At 64.4% G+C, this 25,349-nt stretch carries 25 protein-coding genes and 1 pseudogene; 15 read left to right on the top strand and 11 right to left on the bottom strand.

The window, feature by feature from the left end:
- From AC1RUR_RS03425 to AC1RUR_RS03390, 8 genes and pseudogenes are all read left to right on the top strand, one after another.
- Positions 1-192: pseudogene (locus tag AC1RUR_RS03425) on the top strand (SMP-30/gluconolactonase/LRE family protein); the annotation flags it as partial.
- Positions 193-318: 126 nt separating this feature from the next.
- Positions 319-1,440, top strand: a complete 1,122-nt coding sequence (locus tag AC1RUR_RS03420; protein ID WP_492841300.1) for a D-alanine--D-alanine ligase family protein — start codon at positions 319-321, stop codon at positions 1,438-1,440.
- Between the two features lie 369 nt (positions 1,441-1,809).
- Positions 1,810-2,991 carry an ABC transporter substrate-binding protein gene (locus AC1RUR_RS03415; RefSeq protein ID WP_492841598.1) on the top strand — a complete coding sequence of 394 codons (1,182 nt, stop codon included), beginning with the start codon at positions 1,810-1,812 and terminating at the stop codon, positions 2,989-2,991.
- An 87-nt stretch (positions 2,992-3,078) separates the two neighbouring features.
- On the top strand, positions 3,079-3,954 hold the full coding sequence (locus AC1RUR_RS03410) for a branched-chain amino acid ABC transporter permease (protein WP_492821121.1): 876 nt from the start codon (positions 3,079-3,081) through the stop codon (positions 3,952-3,954).
- Position 3,955: 1 nt separating this feature from the next.
- Positions 3,956-4,882 (top strand): branched-chain amino acid ABC transporter permease, encoded by a 927-nt coding sequence (locus tag AC1RUR_RS03405; RefSeq protein WP_492841298.1) that lies wholly within the window; start codon positions 3,956-3,958, stop codon positions 4,880-4,882.
- On the top strand, positions 4,882-6,363 hold the full coding sequence (locus AC1RUR_RS03400; protein ID WP_492841596.1) for an ATP-binding cassette domain-containing protein: 1,482 nt from the start codon (positions 4,882-4,884) through the stop codon (positions 6,361-6,363). Before AC1RUR_RS03405 ends, AC1RUR_RS03400 begins: the two co-directional genes overlap by 1 nt.
- Positions 6,364-6,403: 40 nt before the next feature.
- Positions 6,404-7,642, top strand: coding sequence for an ABC transporter substrate-binding protein (locus AC1RUR_RS03395; protein ID WP_492841296.1), 1,239 nt, complete (start codon positions 6,404-6,406; stop codon positions 7,640-7,642).
- 191 nt (positions 7,643-7,833) lie between these two features.
- On the top strand, positions 7,834-9,144 hold the full coding sequence (locus AC1RUR_RS03390; protein WP_492841294.1) for an ABC transporter substrate-binding protein: 1,311 nt from the start codon (positions 7,834-7,836) through the stop codon (positions 9,142-9,144).
- Between the two features lie 183 nt (positions 9,145-9,327).
- On the opposite strand, the gene AC1RUR_RS03385 is transcribed toward AC1RUR_RS03390, so the two are convergent.
- From AC1RUR_RS03385 to AC1RUR_RS03345, 9 genes are all read right to left on the bottom strand, one after another.
- Positions 9,328-10,497: a Gfo/Idh/MocA family protein gene (locus tag AC1RUR_RS03385; RefSeq protein ID WP_492841292.1), complete on the bottom strand. Its 1,170-nt coding sequence runs from the start codon at positions 10,495-10,497 to the stop codon at positions 9,328-9,330.
- A 48-nt stretch (positions 10,498-10,545) separates the two neighbouring features.
- Entirely contained in the window at positions 10,546-10,842 is a 297-nt protein-coding gene (locus tag AC1RUR_RS03380) for a septal ring lytic transglycosylase RlpA family protein (protein WP_092185507.1), read from the bottom strand.
- A 105-nt stretch (positions 10,843-10,947) separates the two neighbouring features.
- Complete coding sequence (locus AC1RUR_RS03375; protein WP_492841291.1) at positions 10,948-11,793, bottom strand: CmcJ/NvfI family oxidoreductase; 846 nt, start codon at positions 11,791-11,793, stop codon at positions 10,948-10,950.
- 329 nt (positions 11,794-12,122) lie between these two features.
- Entirely contained in the window at positions 12,123-12,248 is a 126-nt protein-coding gene (locus AC1RUR_RS03370) for a hypothetical protein (protein WP_492841289.1), read from the bottom strand.
- 121 nt (positions 12,249-12,369) lie between these two features.
- Complete coding sequence (locus tag AC1RUR_RS03365) at positions 12,370-13,470, bottom strand: LLM class flavin-dependent oxidoreductase (protein ID WP_492841287.1); 1,101 nt, start codon at positions 13,468-13,470, stop codon at positions 12,370-12,372.
- Positions 13,471-13,500: 30 nt separating this feature from the next.
- Complete coding sequence (locus AC1RUR_RS03360) at positions 13,501-14,673, bottom strand: acyl-CoA dehydrogenase family protein (protein WP_492841285.1); 1,173 nt, start codon at positions 14,671-14,673, stop codon at positions 13,501-13,503.
- Positions 14,667-15,467 carry an ABC transporter ATP-binding protein gene (locus tag AC1RUR_RS03355; protein ID WP_492841283.1) on the bottom strand — a complete coding sequence of 267 codons (801 nt, stop codon included), beginning with the start codon at positions 15,465-15,467 and terminating at the stop codon, positions 14,667-14,669. Before AC1RUR_RS03355 ends, AC1RUR_RS03360 begins: the two co-directional genes overlap by 7 nt.
- The gene (locus AC1RUR_RS03350) at positions 15,461-16,483 is read right to left on the bottom strand and encodes an ABC transporter permease (protein WP_492841281.1); all 1,023 of its coding nucleotides are present in this window, start codon (positions 16,481-16,483) and stop codon (positions 15,461-15,463) included. Before AC1RUR_RS03350 ends, AC1RUR_RS03355 begins: the two co-directional genes overlap by 7 nt.
- A complete protein-coding gene (locus tag AC1RUR_RS03345; RefSeq protein WP_492841279.1) occupies positions 16,461-17,564 on the bottom strand; it encodes an ABC transporter substrate-binding protein in 1,104 nt (367 codons plus the stop codon). The genes AC1RUR_RS03350 and AC1RUR_RS03345 overlap by 23 nt, the downstream gene beginning before the upstream one ends.
- Positions 17,565-18,041: 477 nt before the next feature.
- On the opposite strand from AC1RUR_RS03345, the gene AC1RUR_RS03340 reads away from it, so the two are divergent.
- Both AC1RUR_RS03340 and AC1RUR_RS03335 read left to right on the top strand, forming a co-directional pair.
- Positions 18,042-19,025 (top strand): ABC transporter substrate-binding protein, encoded by a 984-nt coding sequence (locus tag AC1RUR_RS03340; RefSeq protein WP_492841277.1) that lies wholly within the window; start codon positions 18,042-18,044, stop codon positions 19,023-19,025.
- A 164-nt stretch (positions 19,026-19,189) separates the two neighbouring features.
- Positions 19,190-19,330, top strand: coding sequence for a hypothetical protein (locus tag AC1RUR_RS03335; protein ID WP_492841275.1), 141 nt, complete (start codon positions 19,190-19,192; stop codon positions 19,328-19,330).
- A 6-nt stretch (positions 19,331-19,336) separates the two neighbouring features.
- Here AC1RUR_RS03335 and AC1RUR_RS03330 read toward each other — a convergent pair whose 3' ends face one another.
- A complete protein-coding gene (locus tag AC1RUR_RS03330; protein WP_492841273.1) occupies positions 19,337-19,786 on the bottom strand; it encodes a hypothetical protein in 450 nt (149 codons plus the stop codon).
- Between the two features lie 357 nt (positions 19,787-20,143).
- Between AC1RUR_RS03330 and glgC the strand changes: the two genes are divergently transcribed.
- The 3 genes from glgC to AC1RUR_RS03315 are packed head-to-tail and all read left to right on the top strand — an operon-like array spanning position 20,144 to position 23,158.
- Complete coding sequence (glgC, locus tag AC1RUR_RS03325; protein WP_492841271.1) at positions 20,144-21,406, top strand: glucose-1-phosphate adenylyltransferase; 1,263 nt, start codon at positions 20,144-20,146, stop codon at positions 21,404-21,406.
- Positions 21,403-22,860, top strand: coding sequence for a glycogen synthase GlgA (glgA, locus tag AC1RUR_RS03320; protein WP_492841269.1), 1,458 nt, complete (start codon positions 21,403-21,405; stop codon positions 22,858-22,860). The genes glgC and glgA overlap by 4 nt, the downstream gene beginning before the upstream one ends.
- Before the next feature lie 37 nt (positions 22,861-22,897).
- Positions 22,898-23,158 (top strand): SemiSWEET transporter, encoded by a 261-nt coding sequence (locus AC1RUR_RS03315; RefSeq protein WP_492841267.1) that lies wholly within the window; start codon positions 22,898-22,900, stop codon positions 23,156-23,158.
- A 25-nt stretch (positions 23,159-23,183) separates the two neighbouring features.
- Here the strand turns inward: AC1RUR_RS03315 and AC1RUR_RS03310 are convergent, their stop codons facing one another.
- The gene (locus AC1RUR_RS03310) at positions 23,184-23,891 is read right to left on the bottom strand and encodes a Crp/Fnr family transcriptional regulator (RefSeq protein ID WP_492841265.1); all 708 of its coding nucleotides are present in this window, start codon (positions 23,889-23,891) and stop codon (positions 23,184-23,186) included.
- Between the two features lie 292 nt (positions 23,892-24,183).
- On the opposite strand from AC1RUR_RS03310, the gene AC1RUR_RS03305 reads away from it, so the two are divergent.
- Positions 24,184-24,456 (top strand): DUF6894 family protein, encoded by a 273-nt coding sequence (locus AC1RUR_RS03305; RefSeq protein WP_492841263.1) that lies wholly within the window; start codon positions 24,184-24,186, stop codon positions 24,454-24,456.
- Positions 24,457-24,629: 173 nt separating this feature from the next.
- Positions 24,630-25,349, top strand: coding sequence for a Crp/Fnr family transcriptional regulator (locus tag AC1RUR_RS03300; protein WP_492841261.1), 720 nt, complete (start codon positions 24,630-24,632; stop codon positions 25,347-25,349).

Raw genomic sequence — 25,349 nt, 5'->3', positions numbered from 1 at the left:
GCGGGCGGCGCCGTCGGCTACAGCGGCGTGACGGTGTGGTCGCCGGAGGGCAAGCTGCTCGGCCGCATCCGCCTGCCGGAAGTGTGCGGCAACATCTGCTTCGGCGGCCCCAAGCGCAACCGGCTGTTCATGGCCGCGAGCCAGTCGCTCTATGCCGTATACACGGCGACGCAAGGCGCCGGACCGGGCTGAACGACACAGGCCTTTGATTGCGCCACGGCGCCGGCGTGCCTCGCCGGCGCCGATTTGTTTTGCCTTCTCGATGCTTGAACCGGGCAACAGAGGTGACTTCCGGATCGAGCGCGTGATAATTGAGTCATGGCCAACAAAATTCGCGTCGTTGTTCTCTATGGCGGCAGGTCCGGTGAGCATGAGGTCTCGCTGAAATCGGCGGCCTCCGCGTTCAGGCATCTCGACCGCAGCCGCTTCGAGGTGATCCCGGTCGCCATCGACAAGGCCGGGCGCTGGCAATTGAACGATCTCGGTGCGCTCGATCTAGCGCAGACGACGTCCTTGCCGATCCTGCCCGACGCGCCCGAGATACGGCTCGCCAGGGGCCCCGATGGTCGCGGCGTGCTCATGCCAATTGCGCAAGGAGCGGCCTCTCCGATCGAGATCGACGTCGTCTTTCCGGTCATGCATGGGCCGCTTTGCGAGGACGGCACGGTGCAGGGCCTGCTGGAATTGGCGGAGGTCGCCTATGTGGGATCGGGCGTCCTCGCCTCCGCGGTGAGCATGGACAAGGACGTCGCCAAGCGGCTCGCTGAATTCGCCGGCATCCCGGTCGCGCCCTACCGCGTGCTGACCCGCAAGGCCTTCATTCAGGACCGCGATGCATCTCTTGCCAAGGCAGTCGAGAGCCTGAGCCTGCCGGTGTTCGTCAAGCCGTGCAACATGGGCTCCAGCGTCGGCATTCACAAGGTCAAGACCTGGGATGCGCTTGGCGCCGCGCTCGACGACGCGTTTCGCTACGACATCAAGGTGCTGGTCGAACAGGGCATCGACGCGCGCGAGATCGAGGTCGCGGTGCTCGAGGGCGAGACGCTGTTTTCGAGCGTCGCCAGCGAGCTGAACCCCAACGCCCATCACGAGTTCTATTCCTACGAGGCAAAATATCTCGATCCCGATGGCGCCCGGGTCGACCTGCCGGCCAGGCTCGACGCCGCGCAGATGGAGCGCGTGCGGTCGCTGGCGACGCAGGTGTTTGCGGCGCTCGAATGCAGCGGCTTCGCGCGCGTCGACTTCTTCCTCGACCGGCAAACCGGACAGTTCTATTTCAACGAGATCAACACCCTGCCCGGCTTCACGTCGATCAGCATGTATCCGAAGATGATGGAAGCCTCCGGCGTGCCCTATGGTGAGTTGCTGACGCGTCTCGTCGATCTCGCGCTGGAGCGGCACCGGCACCGGCAATCCCTGGAACGGGGTTACGCGAGCTAAGTTGTTTCGGGCCTGAGGCAGAGCGAAACCTCACGGCTGCCGCAAGCGCAGTGCATCCCCTCAGCGACGGCGCTATTCATTGATCGCATTGATCGTGCGCCCTCGACGACCACGCATGCCCGCCGACGGAATCTGCATACCTGCGCGCATGAGTGTTTGCACATCTCCTGCCTGCAATTTGCGCAGCGCCAGACTTTAGTCCGTCTCTCACAATCCTGAACGCGGTTTCACTTGCCGAGAAAGCCTCCGCCGTTATAGTTGCGACATAATGGCTCACAAGAGGCCTGTTCGAAGGGAGAGAACAATATGAAGAAACGGCTCTCTGTTGCATTGCGAATAACGCTTGGTGCAGCCGCGACGGGTGCGGTGATGGCAGCGTCAGGCGCGGCACTGGCGGCGGATCCGATCAGGATCGGCGTGATCGCGGAAGCGCAAGCCATTGCCGGCGCCTCCATTCCACAGGCGGCGCAGCTTGCCGCCGACGAGATCAACGCCAATGGCGGCGTCGACGGCCGCAAGATCGAGATCATCGGCTACGACAATCACTCCTCCTCGGCGGATTCCGTGCGTGCGTTCCAGCGCGCCGTGAACGAGGACAAGGTCAACGCGGTCATCGCCAGCTATATCAGCGAAGTGGTGCTCGCACTCGAGCCCTGGGCTTCGCGCCTGAAGACGCCGTTCGTGACGCCGGGTGCGGCCTCCAACGAGATCAGCAAGAGCGTCCACGCCGATTACGAGAAGAACAAATACACTTTCCACGGCTATCTGACCTCGGCCGCGCTCGCGCTCTCGGTCTGCGACGGCGCCAAGGACCTGCTCGTCGACAGAATGCACATGAAGACGGCCGTCATCATGAGCGAGGACGCCGCCTGGACCAAGCCGCTCGATGTCGGCTACGAGGAGTGCCTGCCGAAGATCGGGCTGAAGGTGCTCGACCACATCCGCTTCTCGCCTGACACCACCGACTTCACGCCGATCTTCAACAAGATCGAAGGCGCAAAGCCCGACGTGATCATCACCGGCATCTCGCATGTCGGCGTGCAGCCGACGGTGCAGTGGAAGAACCAGCAGGTGCCGATCCCGATGTTCGGCATCTCCTCGCAGGCCACCAACGAAACCTTCGGCAAGGACACCAACCAGGCCGCCGAAGGTGTGCTGTATCAGGGCGTCTCCGGACCCGGCGTCGCGGTGACGCCGAAGTCGGTGCCGTTTGCGGAAAACTTCAAGAAGAGGTTCGGCAACTATCCGTCCTATGCCGGCTACACCGCCTATGACGAGGTCTACTATATCGCCGACGCGGTGAAGCGCGCGGGCTCGACCGACGCGGACAAGCTCGTCGCCGCGCTCGAGACGACCGACTGGGAAGGCACGATCGGCCGCGTCCAGTTCTACGGCAAGGACGATCCGTTCACCCACTCGATCAAATACGGCAAGGGCCTGATCACCGGGCTGATGCTGCAATGGCAGGACGGCAAGCAGAGCGCGGTCTGGCCGAAGGATGTCGCCAAGGTCGACATCAAGTTCCCGAGCTTCATCAAGCTCAGCAACTAGCTGGAACAGCTCCCGGGACCACCTCCCGGGAGCTTCCACTTGCGGCCCCCCGCAGCACCTTCCCTCAAAGCGGCAGCCTTATCATCAATGCGAGCTTTCCAGATTCTGATCGATGGCTTCGCCATCAGCGCTCTCTACGCCCTCGGTGCCACCGGCTTCACGCTGATCTTCGGCGTTTCCGGCGTGCTCAACCTCTCCCACGGTGCCATCATGGTCGCGGCTGCAGTGGCGGCCTGGGCCGCCGCCAGCATCCTTGGTGTCGGCACCTATGCCGGCGCGCTGATCGGGGTCGCCGTTGCGCTCCTCGCCGCCTTCGCCACCTATTTCGCGGTGGTGAAGCCCATTCAGGACTCCCGGCGCATCCCCAATGAGGAGAAGGAGATCTTCGTCCTCACGGGAACGCTGCTGTGGGGCATCATGATCCAGGAGCTGATCGCCTATTTCTTCACCAACAATGCCAAGACGGTGCTGCCGATCGTCGAAGGCGTCGTCGAGATCCTCGGCGTCCGCACGCCGAAGAACGAGATTTTCACCGCGATCGTCTGCTGCCTCGTCATCGCTCTGCTCTGGCTGCTGGTGAACCGCACCCGCACCGGCAAGGCGGTGCTGGCGGCCTCGATGAATCCGCGGGGCGTGACGCTGCTCGGGCTCGAGCTCACCAACATCTACATCGTGGTGTGGGCGATCTACGGCATTTTGGCCGGCATCGCCGGTGTGCTGCTCGGCATGTTCCTCGGCGTCAGCTCCTACAGCGTCGGGCCGCTGACCGCGAGCGCATTCTCGATCGTCGTGCTCGGCGGCCTCGGCAGTGTCTCCGGCTCTCTGATCGCCGCCTTCGTGGTCGGCTATCTCGAAACGCTGACGGCCTATCTGGTCTCGCCGGCCTACCGCACCATTCCGGCGCTGCTGCTGCTGGTATTCGTGATGTACATCCGGCCCCAGGGCCTTCTGGGGAGGCGCTGAGATGGCCGGCTTCTTTACCACCCGCCTGTTCCTCATCTCGCTCGCGCTGGTCGTGATCGCGGCCACGCTGCCGCTTTATGTCTCCGGCTACGTGCTGGGCCTGCTCACCGTCGCCTTTTATTTCGGCGTGTTCGCGATGGCCTGGGACCTCTTGTTCGGCTTCGCGGGCGAAGTGAATTTCGGACCAACCTTCCTGATCGGCGTCGGCGCCTACACCGCCGGCATCTTGAATGCCCAGTTCGGCTGGTCGGTTTATCTCTGCATCGTGCTCGGCGCCCTCGCCTCCGTCATCGCCGGCCTGGTGCTGGCGCTGCCGGCTTTGCGGGTGCGCGGGCCCTATTTCGGCCTGACCACGCTCGTCGCGGTGCTGATGCTGCAAAACTTCATCGTGGTGTTCGCCGATCTCACCGGCGGCGAGATCGGGCTGACCATCCCCGACGTCATCTCGATCGACGCCGGCGTGAACTACTGGATCGCCCTCGGCTTCATGACGATCTCGGCCGCGATCCTGTACGGACTGTCGCAATCGCCTGTTGGACTCGTGCTCCAGGCCAGCGGGCAGGACCCGGTACAGGCCGGCGCGCTCGGCTTCAACATCGTCAAGCACAAGCTCGCCGCCTTCATCGTCAGCGCGTTCTTCTCGGGGCTATCAGGGGCGCTCCTGGTGTTCTACTTCGGCACCGCCTCGGTCGGCACCGTCGTCGATGTCGCTGTCGGCGTGAACGTGATCGTTTCGGCCGTGCTTGGCGGCCGCCGCACCGTGCTTGGTGCGGCCCTGGGCGCGATCTTCCTGATCGTCGCCGGCGAGTTCCTGCGGCCGACCGGCGAGCTTGCGACCTTCATCGTCTCGGCGGTCGCCCTCCTCGTCGTGCTGTTCTTCCCCGGCGGCTTCTTAGGGGCGGCCCTCTCGCGCGAGGCTCGTTCGTGATGGATATGAGGCTTTCAAACCGGCCCGTGCTCGAAGTCCGCGGCCTGACCAAGCGCTTCGGCGGACTGACGGCGGTGAAGAACCTCGGCTTCGAGGTCAATAGCGGCGAGATTTTTGGCCTGATCGGGCCGAACGGCTCGGGCAAGTCGACCGCGATGAAGAGCGTGATGGGCATCGAGCGTCCGACCGCGGGCGAGGTGATCTTCGAAGGCGAGAACGTTGCAGGTCTCCCCGCGCACAAGATCGCGCGCAAGGGTTTTGGCATGGTGTTCCAGCACTCGCGGCCGCTGAACCGGCAGACCGTGCTGGAGAACATCCTGGTGGCGCTGCTGCCGGACAGCCTGTTCATGCTGTTCCCCGACAAGGCGCTGGTCGAGCGCGCCAAATGGATCGCCGACCGCGTGGGCTTGGGCTCCGTGATGAACCGCCGCCCGCCGACGCTGCCGTTCGCCGATCTGCGAAGGCTCGAACTCGCCAAGGCGATCGCCCGCGATCCCAAAGTGGTGCTTGTCGACGAGCCCTTCGCCGGCCTGACGCGGGCCGAGGTCGACGTGTTCTCTGACCTGATCCGCAGCTTCCGCGATGACGGCCGCGCGGTGATGCTGGTGGACCACAACGTCAAGAGCGTCGCCGCTCTGGTCGACCGCGTGCTCGCGATGTATCTCGGCGAGGAGATCGTCACCGGCAAGGCCGAGGACGTGATGAAGAACGAGACGGTCCGCCGGGTCTATCTCGGCGGCGCCATCGAGACCCATGCCCGGCCCGAGACCAGCTTCAGGGATAAGGTACCGCTGCTCCAGGTCGAGAATGTCAGCGTGTTCTACGGCAAGGCGCAGGCGCTGGAGAACGTCTCGATCCACGTCCACGAAGGCGAGTTCGTCTCCGTGGTCGGCCTCAACGGCGCCGGCAAGACCACGCTGTTCAACACCATCTCCGGCTTCCTGCCCTATAGCGGCGAGATCGTGCGCGGCGGCGACAGGCTGCGCGGCACCAGCCCGGCAAAGATCGCGCGCAGCGGCCTCGTGCAATGCCCGGAATCGCGCGAGCTGTTCGGCGAGATGAGCGTGCGGGAAAACCTCGATCTCGGCGGGCAACACCTTTCCGACGACAAGCGCGCCGCGCAGCTCGCCTGGCTGTTCGAGCTGTTTCCGATCCTGAAGGAGCGTCAGGGCCAGATGGCGCAGACACTCTCCGGCGGCGAGCAACAGATGCTGGCGATCGGCCGCGCGCTGATGATGCAGCCGCAAATCCTGATCCTGGACGAGCCGACACTAGGGCTTGCCCCGGTCATCCTCGAACAATTGTCCAAGGCGCTCACGAAGCTGCGGCAGACGACCGCAATCACTGTGCTGCTCGGCGAGCAGAACGTCACCTTTGCGCTGCCGCACGCCGACCGCGTCTATGTGCTCGAACACGCAAGGATCGTCTGGGAGGGCGATCCCGGCCGCTTCGCGAGCGAAGCCGGCGCCGATTTCCTGTAGTCCGTCAACATCAACAAAAAGCATAGAAAGGGAAACGACCATGAAACCATCGACACTTCTCGGCAGCAGCCTTCTCACCTCCGCGCTGGCGCTGTGCCTTGCCGCGCCTGCCTACGCGCAGTCGAACGATCCGATCAAGATCGGCGTCATCGCCGAGGTGCAGTCGATCGCGGGCGCGGCGACGCCGGGCGGCGCGCAGATTGCCGCCGACGAGATCAACGCCAAGGGCGGCATCCTCGGCCGCAAGGTCGAGATCGTCACCTATGACAACAAGAGCTCCTCGGCCGACTCGGTGCGCGCGTTCCAGCGCGCAGTCAGCGAGGACAAGGTCTCCGCGGTGATCGCGAGCTACATCAGCGAGGTCGTGCTGGCGCTGGAGCCGTGGGCGGCGCGGCTGAAGATGCCGCTGATCACGCCGGGCGCTGCTTCAAACGAAATCACCAAGGCGATCCACAACGACTACGAGAAGAACAAGTACACCTTCCACGGCTATTTGACCTCGGCCGCGCAGGCGCAGCTGGTCTGCGATGCGGCCAAGGACCTGCTGGTCGACAAGCTCAAATTCAAGACGGTCGCGATCATGAGCGAGGACGCCGCATGGACCAAGCCGCTCGACGTCGGCTACGAGGCCTGCCTGCCGAAAGCGGGCCTGAAGGTCGTCGAGCATGTGCGCTTCTCGCCTGACACCACCGACTTCACGCCGATCTTCAACAACATCGAAGGCAAGAAGCCCGACGTGATCGTGACCGGCATCTCGCATGTCGGCGTGCAGCCGACCGTGCAGTGGAAGAATCAGCAGGTGCCGATCCCGATGTTCGGCATCAGCGCGCAGGCGCTGAGCCCGACCTTCTGGAAGGACACCAATGGCGCCGCCGACGGCATTCCGTCGCTCGCGGTCGCGACGCCCGATGTCGCCGTGACCTCGAAGACCAAGCCGTTCGCCGCCGCCTTCAAGGCCAAGTTCGGCTCGCCGCCGGCCTACACCGGCTACACCGCCTATGACGAGGTCTACTTCATCACGGATGCGATCAAGCGCGCCGGCTCGACCGATCCCGACAAGATGGTCGCCGAGATCGAGAAGACCGATTACGAAGGCACGATCGGCCGCATCCAGTTCTACGGCAAGGACGACGAGTTCACCCACGGCATCAAGTCCGGCCCCGGCGCCGTGACCGGCCTCGTCTTCCAGTGGCAGGACTCCAAGCAGGTCGTGGTCTGGCCCGAGAAGATCGCGGAAGGCAAGCTGAAGTTTCCGAACTTCGTGAAGCTGTCGCAGTAATCGCCTCGCGCTGACGTCAAGCCCATCGCCCGTTCGCGAGCGGTGGGCTTCTTCTTTGCCTTTCGCAGACGCGTTCTGTCCGCCGATCGCCGCGTATCGACCTTGTGCGATGTTGACTTTCCGCCGCCCCGCTCCCCATACTTCGCAAAAAGATAACAGCCAATCATAAGACGGTCTTGAGGGAGGATAGGATGCCGACTTCACGCAGGCAGCTGCTGAAGAGCTCGGCGGCTGCTGCCGCCGCACTCAGCCTCGATTGGACAAGAGCCCAGGCGCAAGCCGAGACATTGCGCATCGGCCTGATCTACGATCTCACCGGCCCGTTCGCGGCGGGCGGCTCGGTCGCCTCGTCAATCGGCGCGCAGATCGCGATCGATCTCGTCAACGAGAAGGGCGGTATCGGCGGCAAGACCAAGATTGCTCCGGTCGCCGCAGATTCCCAGAGCAAACCCGACGTTGCGATCAACGAGGCTGAACGCCTGATCAGCCAGGAGAAGATCGACATCATCAACGGCGTCTATGCGAGCTCGCATGCGGTGCCGCTGGCGGCGAAAGTCGAGCAGCAGAAGAAGATCCTCTGGATCACGACCGCGGTCTCGACCGCCGTGTTCAAGGACAAGAACCTGCAATACGTGTTTCGCGCGCAGATCCATTCCGACCAGTACGGTCAGGCTTTTGCCGGTTTCCTCGCCGAGCATGCGAAAGCAAAACTCGGAATGGATCCGAAGGAGGTCAAGGTCGCACTGATCCATGAGGACGGCCCCTACGGTGTTGGCGTCGCCGCCGCCGACGAGGCCTACGCCAAGGAGGCCGGCATCCAGGTGGTGCTGCGCGAGGGCTATTCGGCCTCCGCGCCCGACCTCTCCGTGCTGGTGACCAAGATCAAGCGCGCCAAGGCCGACGTGATCTCGCATGCCGGCTACAACCCCGACATCACCCTGTTCCTGCGCCAGGCGCGCGAGAGCGGGCTGCGCTTCAAGATGCTGTTCGGCGCGGGCGCCGGCTACAGCCAGCTCGACAAGCTGCGCGCGACCTTCGGCCCGGACATCGACAATTTCTGCAACATCGATCCGGTGCCGGCGCAACTGCTCGATCCCGCCAAGCTCGCGCCCGGCATGGGCGACCTGATCAAGACCATGGTCTCGCGCTACCAGGCCAAGACCGGCGCGACCGACGTGCCGCCGCACTGCTCGATGGGTTTCAACCAGACCTGGGTGCTGCTCAACAACGTGCTGCCGGTCGCCAAGGAAAAGTACGGCAGCTTCGAGCCCGAGGCGATCCGCAAGGCCGCGCTCGATGTCGACATCCCCGCCGGCGGCACCATCCAGGGCTATGGCGTCAAGTTCTTCCCGCCCGGCACGCCGCTGTCCGGTCAGAACGAGCGCTCGACCCCGGTGGTGATGCAGAACGCCGGCGAGCACATCTCGGTGGTATGGCCGACGAACATCCGCACGCAAGATCCGGTGTTTCCGCTGCCGAAAGGGTCGACGTACGGGGCGTGAGGTTCTTCGCCTCTCCCCGCTTGCGGGGAGAGGCCGGAATACGCGCGCATAGCGCGGATTCCGGGTGAGGGGGACTCTCCCGCGAGTCCGGCTCTCACCGTCCCCGTGGAGAGTTCCCCTCACCCCAACCCTCTCCCCGCAAGCGGGGCGAGGGAGCACAGTCCCGTCGCGGTGGGCATCCCCCTACAACACCACCCGCCTTCCCTCTTCCGCGGCCCAATAGCCGGCGTAGTTCACCTTGATCGTCTCATACGCCAGTGCAAGATCCGACAATGGCTGCCTCCCCGTCGCGGCGCATTCCATGAAGTCCTGGATTTCCTGCAAGTAGCCGCGCGTCCACTCCTCCTCGAGGCAGACATATTGCCAGCCGGTTTTGCGGTCGACCTTCTCGGTGATGTAGACGCTGGCGAGCTTCTCCTCGGAGGTCTGGTAGCTCATCAGATGATTGTTCGGCGTGATGTTGGCGAACAGCGATCCGCCGCTCGTATAGGTCTCGACCAGATTCCGCACACCGCCCATGATCATGTCGCCGGAGAATACGGTCGCCTTGGTGCCGTCGGAGAAGGTCGCGGTCAGCGTGCCCCAGTCCTCGACGTCGACCGGATTGGCCTTGATGTAGCTGCGCTCCTCCGGCTTGAGGCCAGCCGTGACGTTGCCGACGTCGCCGGTGACGCTGGCGACGCGGATGGTTTCGCCGCGCGCTTTGGCCTCGACCTGCTTGAGGTAGAGCACAGCGGAGAGCGGATGGCAGCCCATGCGGATCAGCGAGCCGCCGCCGGTCATCGCCCATTGCGCGGCATGCGCCGCGTGCGAACCGGAATGGCTCTCCTCGCCCTTCATGAACAGGATCTTGTCTTTGGTCGCCTTGATGATCTCCGCGGTCTTGGTCACCGCGGGCGCATAGATCCAGTCCTCGGCATACATGAAGAGCTTTCCGGTGCGCTCGATCGCGGCGCGCGTGGCGCCCATCTCCTCCAGCACGCGCTCATACATGACGGCCTTCGGCACGCGCTTGCCGATCGGTTGCTGGTCGCCCTCGCGGCCGAAATAGCCGGCGAACGGCTTTTCGCAGATCACGTGCTTGCCGGCCTGCATTGCGCCGACGATCATCTCGGCATGAAGGTTTGGCGGGGTGCAGATGTCGATGACGTCGAGCTCGCGGTCGGCGATCAGATCAGTGAAGCTGCGGTAGACGCGCGGGATATTGTGGTGCTGCGCGAACGCGATGACCTTGTCGCCACGCGCGGCGACCGCCGCGACCTCGACATCCACGCCATAGACGCGCCGGAACGCATACATGTGCAGCTCCGACACGAAGCCGCAGCCGACTAACCCCACCCTGATCCTGGCCATAGCGCCCCTCACCCCTACTTTGGGCGGCACTATAGCGCGCTTGCGGGCCTATTCCACCGAGACCCGCACCACGCCGGCGCTCATCATGCCGAGCGCGCGGGCGGCGGGCACCGAGAGATCGACGATGCGGCCGCGGATGAAGGGCCCGCGATCATTGACCCGGCATTGGATCGAGCGGCTGCCGTAGGACACCCTGAGCACGCTGCCAAACGGGCGCGTGCGGTGGGCGCAGGTCAGCTCGGTGCCTTTGCCTTTTCCATACCCGTAATATGAGGCAAGTCCGCTTTCGGCATGCGCCAGAGAAAATGTGGCAAGACAAAACAATAAAGTGGTCAGCGCTCGCACGGCACCGCTCCCCGGATGGCCCTGCCCCGCGCTGCAAACGTCGCCTTGTTCCCCTAAGTTCCGGGAACACTGCCGGGTTCAGCCCGGCAGTGCCATCACACATTGTTACTGTTTGTGGAACACCAGTGTGCGCAGCTCGATGCTCTCGCGCGGCGCTGCATCGGCGGGCGTGGTCGGATCGACGAACGCCGTATGCGGCCCGAACCGGGTACGGCCGTCGGTCGCGGAATCGTAGCACTTGAGCAGCAAGGCCTCGTCCGGCGTCATCTCCGGAAAATAGAACCAGCGGTGGCTCGGATTGTATGTCACCGAATAGGTCTCGCCGCGGCGGTTGGGATAGATCAGGTCGGAGGCGACGAGATCATCAGGCGCGACCGTCGTGCCGTCGGCCATCGCCAGCGGCGAATCCCGCAAGGGACCGCGGATCGGCCGCCACAGATTGATCACCTGGACGCGCCCTTTCAGAAGCTCGTCGGCCTCGTCAGGCAGATGCTCGCGCACGCGGTTGGCGCCCGAGACGGCCGTCTGGTCGACATGGACGCGCGTCGCGGGCTGGCGCGGACCGCCATCGCGAACATCCGGCGCACCCTCGACACGTTTGCGCACGGTATGGTCGAAGATGACGACGCGATCGGCCTTCAGCGTCGCCCGCAGAAAGGCCTCGGCGGCGGGGTAGTAGACCGCCCTCACCTCCGCGTCGTCATAAAAATCCTTCACCTGGGTTGGATGACGCACCAGCGCAAAGCCCTCGCGGTCGAGCGAGAAATTGTTCGCGATCAGGCGCGCATCGAAGATCGGCACCTGATGCGGCTCCGGCAGCGATGTGCTCTTCGGCTCGCCCGGCGGCGGATCGAACGCATAGGTGCGCGGCTTGCCTGTAACAGGTGCGAGATAGTTGAGTTCGGCGGTGACGAAGGGAAGCGATTCGATTTTTGTTTCTTGCAGGCCCATGGCCGGTCTCCCGATGTGGTCGTCTGTCTGATTTTTGCGGGAGTGAAGCGCGGTGCAAGGGAGGCGGTGCAAATAGCAATGGGGGTGTTGTCGGGGGCGAGGAATTCAGAAGGAACGTTTCGCGGATGGCGGTCGGCCTGAAGATGTTCTTCTCACTTCACGGATGCTTGAGGAATTCGTGAGGTCTCGTGCCCCGGACGCAGCGCAGCGCTCCTTCAGCGGTGCGCTGCTGAGCCGGGGCCCACGTTACCACGAGCATTTGTATGGCATGGGTCCCGGCTCTGCGCAGCAACGTTGCACGCTGCAGCGCGTCCGGGACACGAGCGCGGTTATAGCCCCGCCTTCGCGATCGCATCCGTGAACGACCGATCGACAATCTCCGCCGCATCCAGCTTCTGCTTGATCAGGCCCCAGCGGCAATAGAGATAGATCGTGTTCTGCTCGTCCGCGACCACGCCCGCGCCGCGGTCAGGCGCCTCACAAAGTTGCCTTTCTGGTCACAGACGCGGAGCGTGGTTTGCGCTGCCGCCAGTTCAAGCGAACCGAGCAGCAGCGCGCCGGCCAGCATGAGGCGGATCATTCCGCGGCCTCGCCACGGGCCACCTGACGTTCCGCAATCAGCTTGCGCGTCAGCGGGATCAGCTCGCGGCCATATTCGATGGCGTCGATCAGCGGATCGAAGCCGCGGATCAGGAAATGGCTGATGCCGAGGTCGTAATAGTCGCCGAAGACTTCGGCGACCTGCTCGGGTGTGCCGACCAAAGCGGTGGTGTTGCTGTTGGCGCCGGTGAGCTTGGCGATCTCGGTCCACAGCCGCTTGTCGATGCGGCTGCCCTGGTCGGCCAGCGCGAGCAGGCGCCGTGCGCCGGCGGTGGCGTGGCCGTCGGCCGGCTTGCGATAGCCGGTCTTGTCCTGCAGCGCGGTGGCGCGCGCCAGAATTTCCTCCGCCTTCTCCCAGGCCTGCTGTTCGGTGGGCGCAATGATCGGCCGCACCGAGAGGCTGAAGCGCGGCGTCGGCCGGCCCTGCCTGACGGCCGCATTGTGAACGCGGGAGGTGACATCGCGAACCTGCGCATAGGATTCACCCCAGAGCGCGAAGGTGTCGGCATGCTTGCCGGCGACATCGATCGCCGCGTCCGAGGCGCCGCCGAAATAGACGCGGATGCCCTCCGGGCGATACGGCTTCACCTGCGAGAAGGCGTTCTCGACCTGATAGTACTTGCCCTTGTCGGTAAACGGCTTGTCGCTGGTCCATTCCAGCTTGAGGACATCGAGGAACTCGGAGGTGCGGGCGTAGCGCTCGTCCTTGTCGTCGAGCGTGTTGCCGTCCTGCCGCAGCTCGGTGGCGTTGCCGCCGGTGATGACATGCAGGGCCACCCTGCCGCGGGAAAACTGGTCGAGCGCCGCGAATTGCCGCGCCAGCAATGTCGGCGCGGTGAAGCCGGGCCGCTGCGCGATCAGCACGTTGAGGCGGGAGGTCACGTTGAGCACATGCTGGGCGACCTGGAGCGCGTCCGGCGTCGTCGAATGAAACGCCAGCAGCGCGCGATCGAAACCGGCGTTCTCATGCGCCTTCGCCACCGTCTCGATATGGGTGGGGTCGAGGACCGGTCCCTCGCGGACGACGGTTTCGGAGGAATTGTTGTTGCTGATGAAGCCGATGAACTCGATCGACATGATCGTCTCCCTGATTGTTTTGCGGAAAGGCTAGAGGCCCAATGCGGCGCGGCCGAGGCCGATGCGCGTGGAATCGTCCTGCGGCGTGTGCACGCGGCCGCACAGCACGTCGCGATAGTGTCGCTCCAGCGGATTGGTGCGGGAGAGGCCGTGATTGCCCGTGAGCGACAGCGCGTCCTCGACGGCGGCCACCGCATTGTTGGTGACGGTGAGCTTGATGACGTTGGACTCGGCCGCCGAGAGTGCGACGCCCTCGTCGAAATCTCCGGCAAACGACGCGATCAGCCGCGCGTTGACCGCGAGCCGGGCCTCGATGGCGCCGAGGATTTCCTGCGCACGGGCTAAGGTCGCCAGCGGCGCGCCGAGGCTGGCGGGAACTCGCTGCTTCAGGAACCCGATCAGCCAGTCGCGCGCGGCGCGGGCGACGCCGTCATAGATCGCGGCGACGAAGATCGTATGGACGGTAGCTTGCGTCACGTCAGGCCCACGCCAGTCCGCTGGCCGGCGCACGTCAATCTCGGAATCCAACGGGATCACGACGTCGTCGAAAATAACGTCATGGCTGCCGCTGGCGCGCAGGCCGTGATGGTCCCAGGTCTCGACGATACGAGTGCCCGGCAGGCCCGCCGGCACCAGGAACTGGCCGACCCGCGGCTCCGCCTCGTCGGTCCGGGCCCAGACCAGATACCATTTCAGGATCGGCGATCCCGTCGAATAGATCTTGTGGCCGGTGAGGCGCCAACCGGTCTCGGTGCGCCGCGCGATCGTCGCCGGCAGTCCGCCGCGGGCGGGCGAGCCGAGCTCCGGCTCGACACGTAGCGCATTGACGAGCGCGACGCTTTCGACCGTCTCGCGCGCAAGCTTGCGCGACAGTCGGGCGGGCCAGGTCGGGCTGCGCGCCATGACGAGATGATTGATGTAATGCATCGACAGCACCAGCGCCGTCGACGGATCGGCCTTGCCGACGATGCCGATGACGCGCGCGGCGTAGCGTGCACCGGCGCCGGCCCCGCCATGAACTGCGGGAACCGTCAGCGACAGCAGGCCGGCCTCGGAGAGCTCGCGAAAGTTCTCGAAGGGAAAGCTGCCGGTGCGGTCGTGATCGGCGGCACGCGCAGCGAAGGTATCGGCCAGCGTCTCGGCACGTGCGACATAGTCGGGCTCGCTGCGAGCCGTGCGGCCCTTGGCTACGGAAGTCACCATGTGGCATCCAATCCCAGAAGGCCGAGGATCTGGCGGCGCAGATCGGCAAGATACGGATCGCCGCGATGGCGCGGATAGGGCCGGTCGACGCGGATGTCGGCCTTCACGCGCGCCGGGCGGTCGCTGAAGACGATGACCCGGTTGGCGAGCACCAGGGCTTCCTCGGCGTCATGCGTCACCAGCAGCGTGGTAAAGCCCTTGCGCTGCCAGAGCGAGACGAGCTCGGCCTGCATGGTGATACGGGTCAGCGAGTCCAGTTTTCCCAGCGGCTCGTCAAGGATCAGGATTTTCGGATCGTTGACCAGCGCTCGCGCCAGCGCGACGCGCTGCGCCATGCCGCCGGAGAGCTGGTGCGGATAGGCGGTACGAAAATCCGACAACCCGACGAGATCGAGCGCATCGTCGACGCGGTGACGCTGGCTCTTCAAAATGCCCTGGGCCTCGAGGCCCAGGGCGACGTTGTCCCAGACCGACCGCCAGGGAAACAGCGTCGGATCCTGGAACACGACCACGCGCGAAGGATGCGGCCGGGTGATGCGGGCCTCGTCCTCGCGCAGCGTTCCGAACTTTGGCTTGTCGAGACCCGCGACGAGCCGCAGCAAGGTCGACTTGCCGCAGCCGGACGGACCGAGCAGCGCGACGAACTCGCCCGGCTCGACCGAGATGCTGACGTCGCTGAGAACAGGCAGCTCGGCACCATCGATGTCGAAGGCGTGGCTGACCTGCTCGATGTCGAGCGCGGCCCCCGCGGCCGGCGGAGTCTTAAGTTCGGCCAGTGCGGCTGCGGCTACCATTTCACGGTCCCCTTCTGCCAGACCAGCAAGCGGTCGCGGATCGAAAACAGCAGCGTGATCGCGCCGGAGCAGAGCAGCGACATCACGATCAGCGCCGCGTACATGTTGGCGTAGGCGGCCCAGCCCTGCGCCCATTGCAGGTACCAGCCGAGCCCGGCCTTGACGCCGATCATCTCGGCGACGACGAGCACGGCGAAGGACGAGCCGAGCCCCATGAACAGGCCGACGAAGACGTGCGGCAGCGCCGCGGGGATCGCCACCTTCAGCACCAGGAAGGACGGTTTTGCGCCCAGCGTCCGCGCGACGTCGTAATAGGCGTTGCTGACGCTCGCAACGCCCGACCAGGTCAGCACGGTGACGGGAAAGCCGGTCGCCAGCGCGATCAGGAAGGTCGAAGCGCTCCAGCTCGACGGGAAGGTGAAGAAGGCAATCGGCAGCCAGGCAGTCGCCGGCAGCGGGCCGATGAACCGCAGCATCGGATGCACCCAATAGCCGACCGCGCGCGACCAGCCGATCGAGACGCCGGTCAGGAAGCCGACCGTGGCGCCGATCAGATAGCCGCCGAGCTGAAGCTTGACCGAGGCGAACACGCTGTCGAGCAGCTTTGGCAAATCATCGGTGTAGACCTCGATGATCGACTGCGGCGGCGGGAAGAACGGCAGCGGCAGCCAGGCGAATTTTGCGGTCGAAACTTCCCACAAGGTCAGGAACGCACCGAGCGCGACCAGCCAGGGCGCGCGCTTGTGCAACGCCTTGCCCGCCGCGCCGAGATAGTCGGCACCGACGGTTCCGAACAGCGCGACCGCCGCGATGACGAAGGCGGCGATGCCGAGCGAATGGGTGCGCGACCAGTCGCCGACATCCTCCCACCACAGGCAGGAGAAACCAAAGGCAATCCAGGCGAGGCTGGCGAGAATGCCGACGCCGGATTCCCTCGCCCAGCTCGCCAGCAACGGTGCGCGGGAGAGGCGCGGCGCGCCGGAGGCGAGGCCGTCAGACAGCGAATACGTCGACATAGATGCGCTCCGCAAATTTGGCCGTGTCGGTGCTTGGTTTGAAGACCTGCACGCTCTTGAGATCGTCGGCATAGGCCTTCAGCTCGCGCTTCAGGATTTCACCGACCGGATGATGATGGTGGGTGTGGTAGCGCACCATGCCCTCGATATCGGCGAGCGATGCCGTCTTCGGCGCATAGGGCTGGAAAGATTTTGCCGTCACGGCCGGATTCTGCGCGGTGAACATCGCGGCATCGAGCAGCGCCTGGGTCAGGGCGCGCGCGACTTGCGGTTCTTCGCGCACGAGCGAGCCGCGCAGGCCGAGGATGCAGCAGCTCTTGTCGCGATATTCGCCGTCGAGATTGGAAGCGACTTCCTTGTACTTGATATCCTTGAGCCAGAGATAGCCGAGCGGATCGGACGACAGGAAAGCCTGAACCTCGCCTTTCTCCACGGCAACGTTGAGGAGGTTGCCGGGATAGGCGCGCCAGTCGACGTCCTTGACCGGATCGATGCCGAGCTTGGCGAGCTGGATCGAGAAGAAGTTCTTGTCGGGACCCCCGAGATCGCCGACCGCGACGATCTTGCCCTTGAGATCGGCGAGCTTGCTCACGTTGGAGTCGGCGCGGGTCAAAACGCGCATGCAGCCGCCATGGGTGCCGGCGGCGATCTTGACGTCAAAGCCCTGCTCCAGCGGTTTTAGCCAGCGCAATGCCATGCCGAGGCCTGCATCGCTCTTGCCGGTCGCGATCGCCTCGAGCAGCTGGTCGGTCGAGCCGGAATAGTTGATGAGCTCGATGTCGAGATTGTGCTTCTGGAAGAAGCCATGCTCGATGGCGACCGGCACCGGCGCGAGACACACTGCACCGGCGTTCCACGACAGCTTCAGCTTGCGCGGCGCACCGGTGAGCGCGGGCGTATCGGACGCCGTCCGGCACAGCGGAAACTCCGAGAGATCGACACCGGGCGCGATCGCCTGCGGCGCAAAGGCCCGTGCCGCACCAAAGGCGCCGAGCGGCGCGGCGAAGGCGACGGCCAATCCCGCCTGGAGCAGATGGCGCCGATCGAGACTCGATCCGCCCCGCTTGTTCTCGTCGTTCATCGGCCCATGGCTCCTGCGCTGGCACGTCTCCGCCGTTTGCACAACGAAAGCCGTTGCGCATGTTCCGTGCGGAGCTGCGTTGAGAGAAAGTCTTTCCGCCGGCGCTTCCGGCGCCGCGTTGATGCGATGCGCAAATCATGCGGCGCACTGGTCGCATCGTCAATGAAATGGAATTTCGAATGTGGCGCGAAGCGAAGTCATTCTCTCCATCAGCGCCTGCAGTCGCGATGGAAGGATTTTCGCTGCTCGGTGAGCTCGCAATCCCCATCACGACTGCGGCATCCGCATCAATGCGGCGCTGCTTTACGCCAGCGCGCGTCGCTTTCTCGAAAACCTGCGTTCGTTGAAACGTCCTTGCCCATCGCGCGCGCAATACGGTTGGCCATTTCATTGACTGCGCATCGCGCGCCCATAGACTCGATCGTCCCGCTGCATCGTCCGCTCACGCGCCGTGAGCAAAGCAACAAGACAGAGCACATGAGCATCAACTCTCCTCTCGATCATTCACTGACGCGCCGGCTCGCAGCTTCGCTGCTGGCGGCGGCCATCACCCTGTCGACGGCGGCCGCATCGCTCGCCGCCGACACCATCGTGCTGCGCGTCGGCGACCAGAAAGGCGGCAACCGCTCGCTGCTGGAGATCTCCGGCTACGCAAAGGACCTGCCCTACAAGATCGAATGGTCGGAATTCCCGGCCGCAGCGCCGATCCTGGAAGCGCTCAACGCCGGTGCGCTCGACGTCGGCTACACCGGCGATCTGTCCTTCCTGTCGGTCTTTGCTGCGGGCGCGCCGATCAAGGCGATCGGCGGCACGCGCTCGGATGCGAAGACGCAGGCGATTCTGGTGCGGCAGGATTCGCCGATCAAGTCGGCCGCCGACCTCAAGGGCAAACGCCTCGCCGGCACCCGCGGCGGCTGGGGTCAGTTCCTGATCGACGCGACGCTGGAGAAGGCACAGATCAAGCTGGAGGATGCGACCTTCGCGCCGCTCGGCCCGGTCGATGCCAAGATCGCGCTGGTGGCGGGCTCGATCGACGCCTGGGCGGTGTGGGAGCCCTATGTCTCCTTCGCGACGCTGAAGGACAAGGCGCGCGTGATCGCCGACGGCGAAGGCGTGACGCCGACCATCACCTTCATCGTCGCCTCCGACAATGCCATCGCGACCAAGCGTGCGGTCGTGCAGGATCTCGTGCAGCGGCTGAACAAGGCAAGGCTCTGGTCGCTGGATCATGTTGCCGAATACGCGAAGAACACCGCCGAGCTGACCAAGCTGCCCGAGGACGTGCTGCTGTCGGCCTACACTGCGCAGCGCACCAGCCCGATCGTGATCGACGAGAATGTGGTGAAGGAGATCCAGGCAGCGTCAGATCGCTCGACGCGCTACGGCATCCTGCCGAAGAAGCTCGACGTCAACCAGGCCGTCGACCGCAGCTTCACCGCCGCGGCCGCCGGATCGAACTAGGCGTGATGACGTTCGGACCGAGCCGCGGGCTCGCTCGACCTCTCCCGCTTGCGGGAGAGGTTGGCGCAACGCGCCGGGTGAGGGCTTTCTCCTCTTGGGGGTTCTCGATTGCGGAGAGACCCTCTCCCCAGCCCTCCCCCGCAAGCGGGGGAGGGAGCGCACTGTTGTTCGCGGCAACAGGCCAATCCAACAAGGCAAAGGGCGGCGGGATGCGGCTTCACCCCAAGGCCGGCCCGTTGCATCTCGCCGCGATCGTGCTCGCGCATTTTGCCTGCATGAGCCTGATCGTGTGGCTCTCGCTTTAGCCGCGATCACCAATAGCCGCGATAATAGGGACGCGGATAGGCGCGGTACGGCCGGTAGTAGCCGTAACGAGGGCCGTAATACGGACGATAGACCCTGTAGCCGTAATATCGGGGACGCGCGTAATACGGTCCGTAGCCATAGCCGTAATAGGCCGGCGCATAGCCATAGCCGTAGCCCGGCCCCGGATAGCCATAGCCGCCGTAATACGGGCCGCCGCCATAATAACCATAAGGCCCGCCGGCGATGGCGCTGCCGATGATCGCGCCGGCTGCGAGGCCGCCGATGCCCAAGCCCCAGCCGCCGCCGCGCCAGTGCACCTGCGTGACATCATCGCCGGCCGCGGCCTTCATGGCCGCGACATTGGTCGGCAGCGGGGCTGCCGCCGCCTGCTCCACCTGGCTCGCCATGACGGCACCCGCCAGTGAACAGGCAATTGCCGATTTCCAGATCCTCATCGTCTTGCTCCCTGTCTGACGTCTCGTTTGGAATAGGATCGCAAGGCTATGATCGGGCATCCTTGCTCCAAGTCAAAGCCTCCGAAAGTCACACCCTCCATTGCGTGCACCGCACAAGCAGCTGACGGATGCCTGAATTGTGGTCAGGACCGCGCCGGCACGCCGCACGGACATGACATCGGCACGACAAAACCGGAGGCCACGGACTGCCGCAAAGCATTAAGCTTCCCGCGCGTTCGCAACCAACAACCATCTTCCCGATTTACTATTCGTACCGTTACTATCGGTTCCAATGGTGCGCGGCCGAGAGGCATCTCGCGAGGGGCTCCGACTTGCGCCAGAAAGTGGGAGGATGACATGAGTGCCGTCGGAAATGAGCCGCTCGCCCGTCAGGCGCTGGCGTTTGTCCTGGCTGGTGGACGCGGCAGCCGCCTCCTGGAGCTGACCGATCGGCGCGCCAAGCCCGCGGTCTATTTCGGCGGCAAGTCCCGCATCATCGATTTCGCGCTGTCGAACGCCGTGAACTCCGGCATCCGCCGCATCGCGGTTGCCACCCAATACAAGGCGCACAGCCTGATCCGGCATCTGCAGATGGGTTGGAACTTCTTCCGGCCCGAGCGCAACGAGAGCTTCGACATCCTCCCCGCGAGCCAGCGCGTCTCCGAGAGCATGTGGTATGTCGGCACGGCGGATGCGATCTACCAGAACATCGACATCATCGAGTCCCACGCCTGCCGCTTCATCGTGGTGCTGGCCGGCGACCACATCTACAAGATGGACTACGAGGTGATGCTGCGCCAGCACGTCGACAGCGGCGCCGACGTCACGGTCGGCTGCCTCGAAATGCCGCGCCAGGAATCGTCCGGCTTCGGCATCATGCATATCGACGAAGACGGCTGGATCCAGGAATTCCTGGAGAAGCCGGCCGATCCGCCGCCGATGCCGGGCAAGCCGGACGTCTCGCTCGCCAGCATGGGCATCTACGTGTTCGATGCGAAATTCCTGTTCGACCAGCTCAAGCGCGACGCGGAAGACCCGAACTCCAATCACGATTTCGGCAAGGACATCATTCCCTACGTCGTCAAGAACGGCCGCGCCATCGCGCATCAGTTCTCGACGTCCTGCGTCCGCTCCGGCAGCGACCCCCGCGCCTATTGGCGCGACGTCGGCACGGTCGACGCCTATTGGTCGGCCAATATCGACCTCACCGACGTGGTGCCGGAGCTCGATTTGTTCGACCGCGCCTGGCCGATCTGGTCCTACTCGGAGATCACGCCGCCCGCAAAATTCGTCCATGACGAGGAGAGCCGGCGCGGCCAGGCCGTCAGCTCGCTGGTCTCGGGCGGCTGCATCATCTCCGGTGCCTCGCTGCGACGCTCGCTGCTGTTCACCGGCGTGCGCATCAACTCCTACGCCAATGTCGAGAACGCCGTGATCATGCCGTACGTGAATGTCGGCCGCGGGGCGCGATTGAAGAACGTCGTGATCGATCGCGGCGTGGAGATCCCCGAGGGGCTCGTCATCGGCGAGGATCCCGAACTCGATGCAAGACGCTTCCGCACCACCGAGCAGGGCATCTCCCTGATCACCCAGCCGATGATCGACAGGCTCAATACATGACGCCTGTTCGCGTCCTCGCGGTCGCTTCTGAAGTCTACCCCATCGTCAAGACCGGCGGCCTCGCGGATGTCGCCGGCGCGCTGCCGATTGCGCTGAAGGCGCACGGCGTCGAGATGCGCACCCTGATGCCGGGTTATCCCGACGTGATGCGGCTGGTGTCGGGGGCTGAGGAAATCCGGCGCTGGCCGGATTATTTCGGCGGGCCGGGACGACTGCTCGCAGGCTCCCATGACGGGCTCGACCTGTTGGTGCTCGACGTGCCGCATCTCTACGCGCGGCCGGGTAATCCTTACGTCACCAATGAGGGCGTCGACTGGCCCGACAACGGCGTGCGCTTTGCGGCGCTGTCGCGCGTGGCAGCCGACATCGGCCACGGCCTCGTGCCGGCCTTCGTGCCCGATGTCGTGCACGCCCATGACTGGCAGGCGGGGCTCGCGCCCGCCTATCTGCACTACGACAACCGACCGCGGCCCGCCACCGTGATGACGATCCACAACATGGCCTATCAGGGCAAGTTCGCTCCAGAGCTGATCGGTGCGATCGGACTGCCGTGGAGCTCCTTCGACGTCAACGGCCTCGAATATTTCGGCGGCATCAGCTTCCTGAAGGCCGGCCTGCAATTCGCCGATCGCATCACCACGGTGTCGCCGACCTATGCGCATGAGATCCAGAGCGACGAGGGCGGCATGGGGCTCGGCGGCCTGCTGCGCGCACGCGCGGGCGCATTGAGCGGCATCCTCAACGGCATCGACACCGAGGTGTGGAATCCGCAGACCGATCCGCACATCGCCTATCGCTACGGCGCGGAGGACCTCACGTTTCGAGCGGCGAACAAGGCCGTGCTCCAGCAACAATTCAATCTCGATTCCTCGGACGAAGCCCCCCTGCTCGGCGTCATCAGCCGGCTGTCCTGGCAGAAGGGGCTCGATCTCCTGCTCGGGGCCATTCCGACCATTTTGCGCGAGGGCATGCAGCTCGCACTGCTCGGCAGCGGCGACCGCGATCTCCAGGAACGTTACCAGGCCGCCGCCCGCGCCAATCCGGGCCGGATCGGGGTCGTGATCGGCTATGACGAGATTCTCGCCCATCTGATCCAGGCCGGCTCGGACGCGCTTCTGGTGCCGTCACGGTTCGAGCCGTGTGGCCTGACCCAGCTCTGCGCGTTGCGCTACGGCGCCGTGCCGATCGTCTCGCGCGTCGGCGGCCTCGAGGACACCATCGTCGACATCGGCGAAACGGACTCCTCCGGCCGCGATGCCACCGGCTTCAAGTTCGGCCCCGTGACCGCGGACGCCCTCGCCGGCACGCTGCGCAAGGCCAACACCGCCTTTCACGACAAGCCGACCTGGCGCCGGGTGCAACGGAGCGGGCTTGCGACCGACGTTTCCTGGCGCAACCGCGCCGGCGACTACGCCGCGCTGTATCGGGGCCTGATCGAATCGCGCCGCGCCTGAGGCATGACCATCGTCGAATCCATGCTATAGAGCCGGCATGGACCCCCTCGTGACCAAACTGATCGGCTTTGCTGCCGCCACCTGCACCACTGTGGCCTACGCCCCGCAAGTCATCAAGGTGTGGAAGACCCGCTCGGCGCGCGACATTTCGCTCGGCATGTTCCTGATCATGGTGCTGGGCCTGGCGCTCTGGCTGATCTACGGCCTGCTCAGCGGCGACGGCCCGCTGATCGCCTCGAACGCCGTCACGATGCTGCTCGCCGGCGGCATTCTGGTGATGAAGCTGAGATACGGCTGAGCTTCCTCGTGCTTCGGATTCCTCTTCAGTCGAAAAAGCGAAGCCGCTTGTATTGCGACTTCACCGCACGGTAGCATTCGCAGGTGGCCTTGTTGAGCTCGGCGACGTTGACGATCTCGATATGGCCGCGGCTGAATCGAATGACGTTCGCCTCCTGAAGCGCATGGGCGACGAACGAGACGCTGTTCCGGCGAACCCCGATCATCTCGGCCATCAATTCCTGCGTGAGCTTGAAGCGATCGCTGCCGGACAGATCCCGAACCCGCAACAGCCATCGCGCCAGTCTCGCCTCGACGGAGTGAGAGGCATTGCAGCCCACGGATTGCTGGGCCTGAACGAACAGGGCCTGGCTGTGGCGCGTCAGGCCATCCCGGAACTCGGCACTCTGCTGGGCGAGAGCGCGAAGGCGAGCAGCTTCGACCTGCAAAGCCATACCCGGCACCAATACGACGGCGTGAACCAGTGCGACGGGCTCTCCCAATACGCCAAAGGTGCCCAGGATGCTGTCGGAGCCGACCAGCGCCACCTCGATCCGTTCTCCGGCTTCGAGCTCGACGACGAGAGACACGACGGCCGTAAGCGGAAGATGGGCCCATACGACGGTCTGGCCGAGCTCGATCAGCGAAGCCCCCTCCAGAAGTTCGACGGCCTTGAGATGCGGGCGAATGGCCGCGAAGTCGGCTGGACTGAGCGACTTGAGAAAAGCATTCTGGAATGGATCGGTTGACGCCATCGCTTTCTTCGGAAAATTCTTAGAGAAACAGGCACAACCATAGCGCGACTGCGAATCGAGCGAAACCGTCAGAAGCGCCTTTCATAAGCACGGTGACGTGCGGATGAGCTTACTCCCGCCAACAGCTCGGCTTCGCGGCTCGACTCGTGCGGGCAGCAACCTCAAACCTTCCGCCGATTTGCCTTGCTTTTACCCCGGCACACGCCCAAGCTCATTATGTGCGTTGCCGGACATAATTCGGCGGCCCCGGTTGGACTTAAGCGATATCCCTCGCGGCCGCTCGGAGCGCATCATGCCCAGCCACTACTTCCGGATTACCAACTGCGACGGCGGCACGGTCGAGCATCTGGCCGAGATCGCCGATGTGGAATCAGCGTGGACGGAAACGACGAGGGTCTTCGGGGATCTGGCCCGAGGCTGCGGGCTCAAGCAAAATGCCGAATGGCGGATAGAGCTTCTGGGCCCCGGACGAGAGCCCTTGTATCGCATTCGGCTGCTTGCCGAGACATGTGAGGCCGTCGCATCGGCCGCTTGTCTTGTTGCGGATACTGGCGAGCCCTACTGACGTTTTACAGCCGCGAAATTTTCCCGACGGTCGCTATGTTAAAACCTGACATAGTGAAAAAAAGACTCGCTATGTGCGGTACTGCTCTTACTGTCGTTCCATTATCGGATATCCGCATGAGGCACCGATAGCTGAGAGTTCTTTGCGCTCCCGCCTGTCCCCGGGAGCGACCAATGAAGAACCTCTTGCTGAGGCAGCTTTCCGAAGCCGATCTCAAGATTCTCGAGCCGCATTTGAAGACCGTCGCATTCGAGCAGCACTCGCTGCTGTTCGAGGCCGATCAGGAAATTCGTTCCGTCTACTTTCCTGCCGACGCGGTCGTCTCGCTCGTGGTAACCCTTTCGACCGGCGAGATGATCGAAACCGCGATGGTCGGCATCGACGGCGTCGTCGGCGCAGCCGCGGCCCTGGACGGGCGGATGTCTATCTGTCGCGGTATCGTTCAGCTGGGCGGAAACATCGTCGTCTGCAATATCGACGCGTTGAAGACGGCCGCGCTGGGCAGCCCCAGGCTGTTGGCGCTCCTCATGCGGCATGAGCAGGCGGTCTACGCCCAGGCCCAGCAATCCGCAGCGTGCTTCGCCTCGCATAGCGTCCAGGCCCGGCTCTGTCGCTGGCTGCTGCGCGCGCAGGATTTGTCCGGCAGCGATCAACTCCAGTTCACGCAGGAATATCTCGGGCAGATGCTGGGGGTTCGGCGATCGAGCGTCACCGTGGTCGCGCGCACGCTGCAAGCGGCGGGTCTGATCCGCTACGCGCGCGGCAAGATCAGGATCCTGGATGCCGAAGGGCTCCAGGAGGGCGCGTGCGAATGCTACGCCGCCGTCCGGGCTCGTTATGAGCAGCTGCTCGGAACGGATCATACGAGAAGGATCGACGCGGCGTCAGCGTGA

It is taken from the genome of Bradyrhizobium sp. GW821-FHT12B03, from assembly GCF_058807535.1.
The sequence above is the reverse complement of the archived record's forward strand: the minus strand, read 5'-3'. Positions and strand labels throughout refer to the sequence as shown.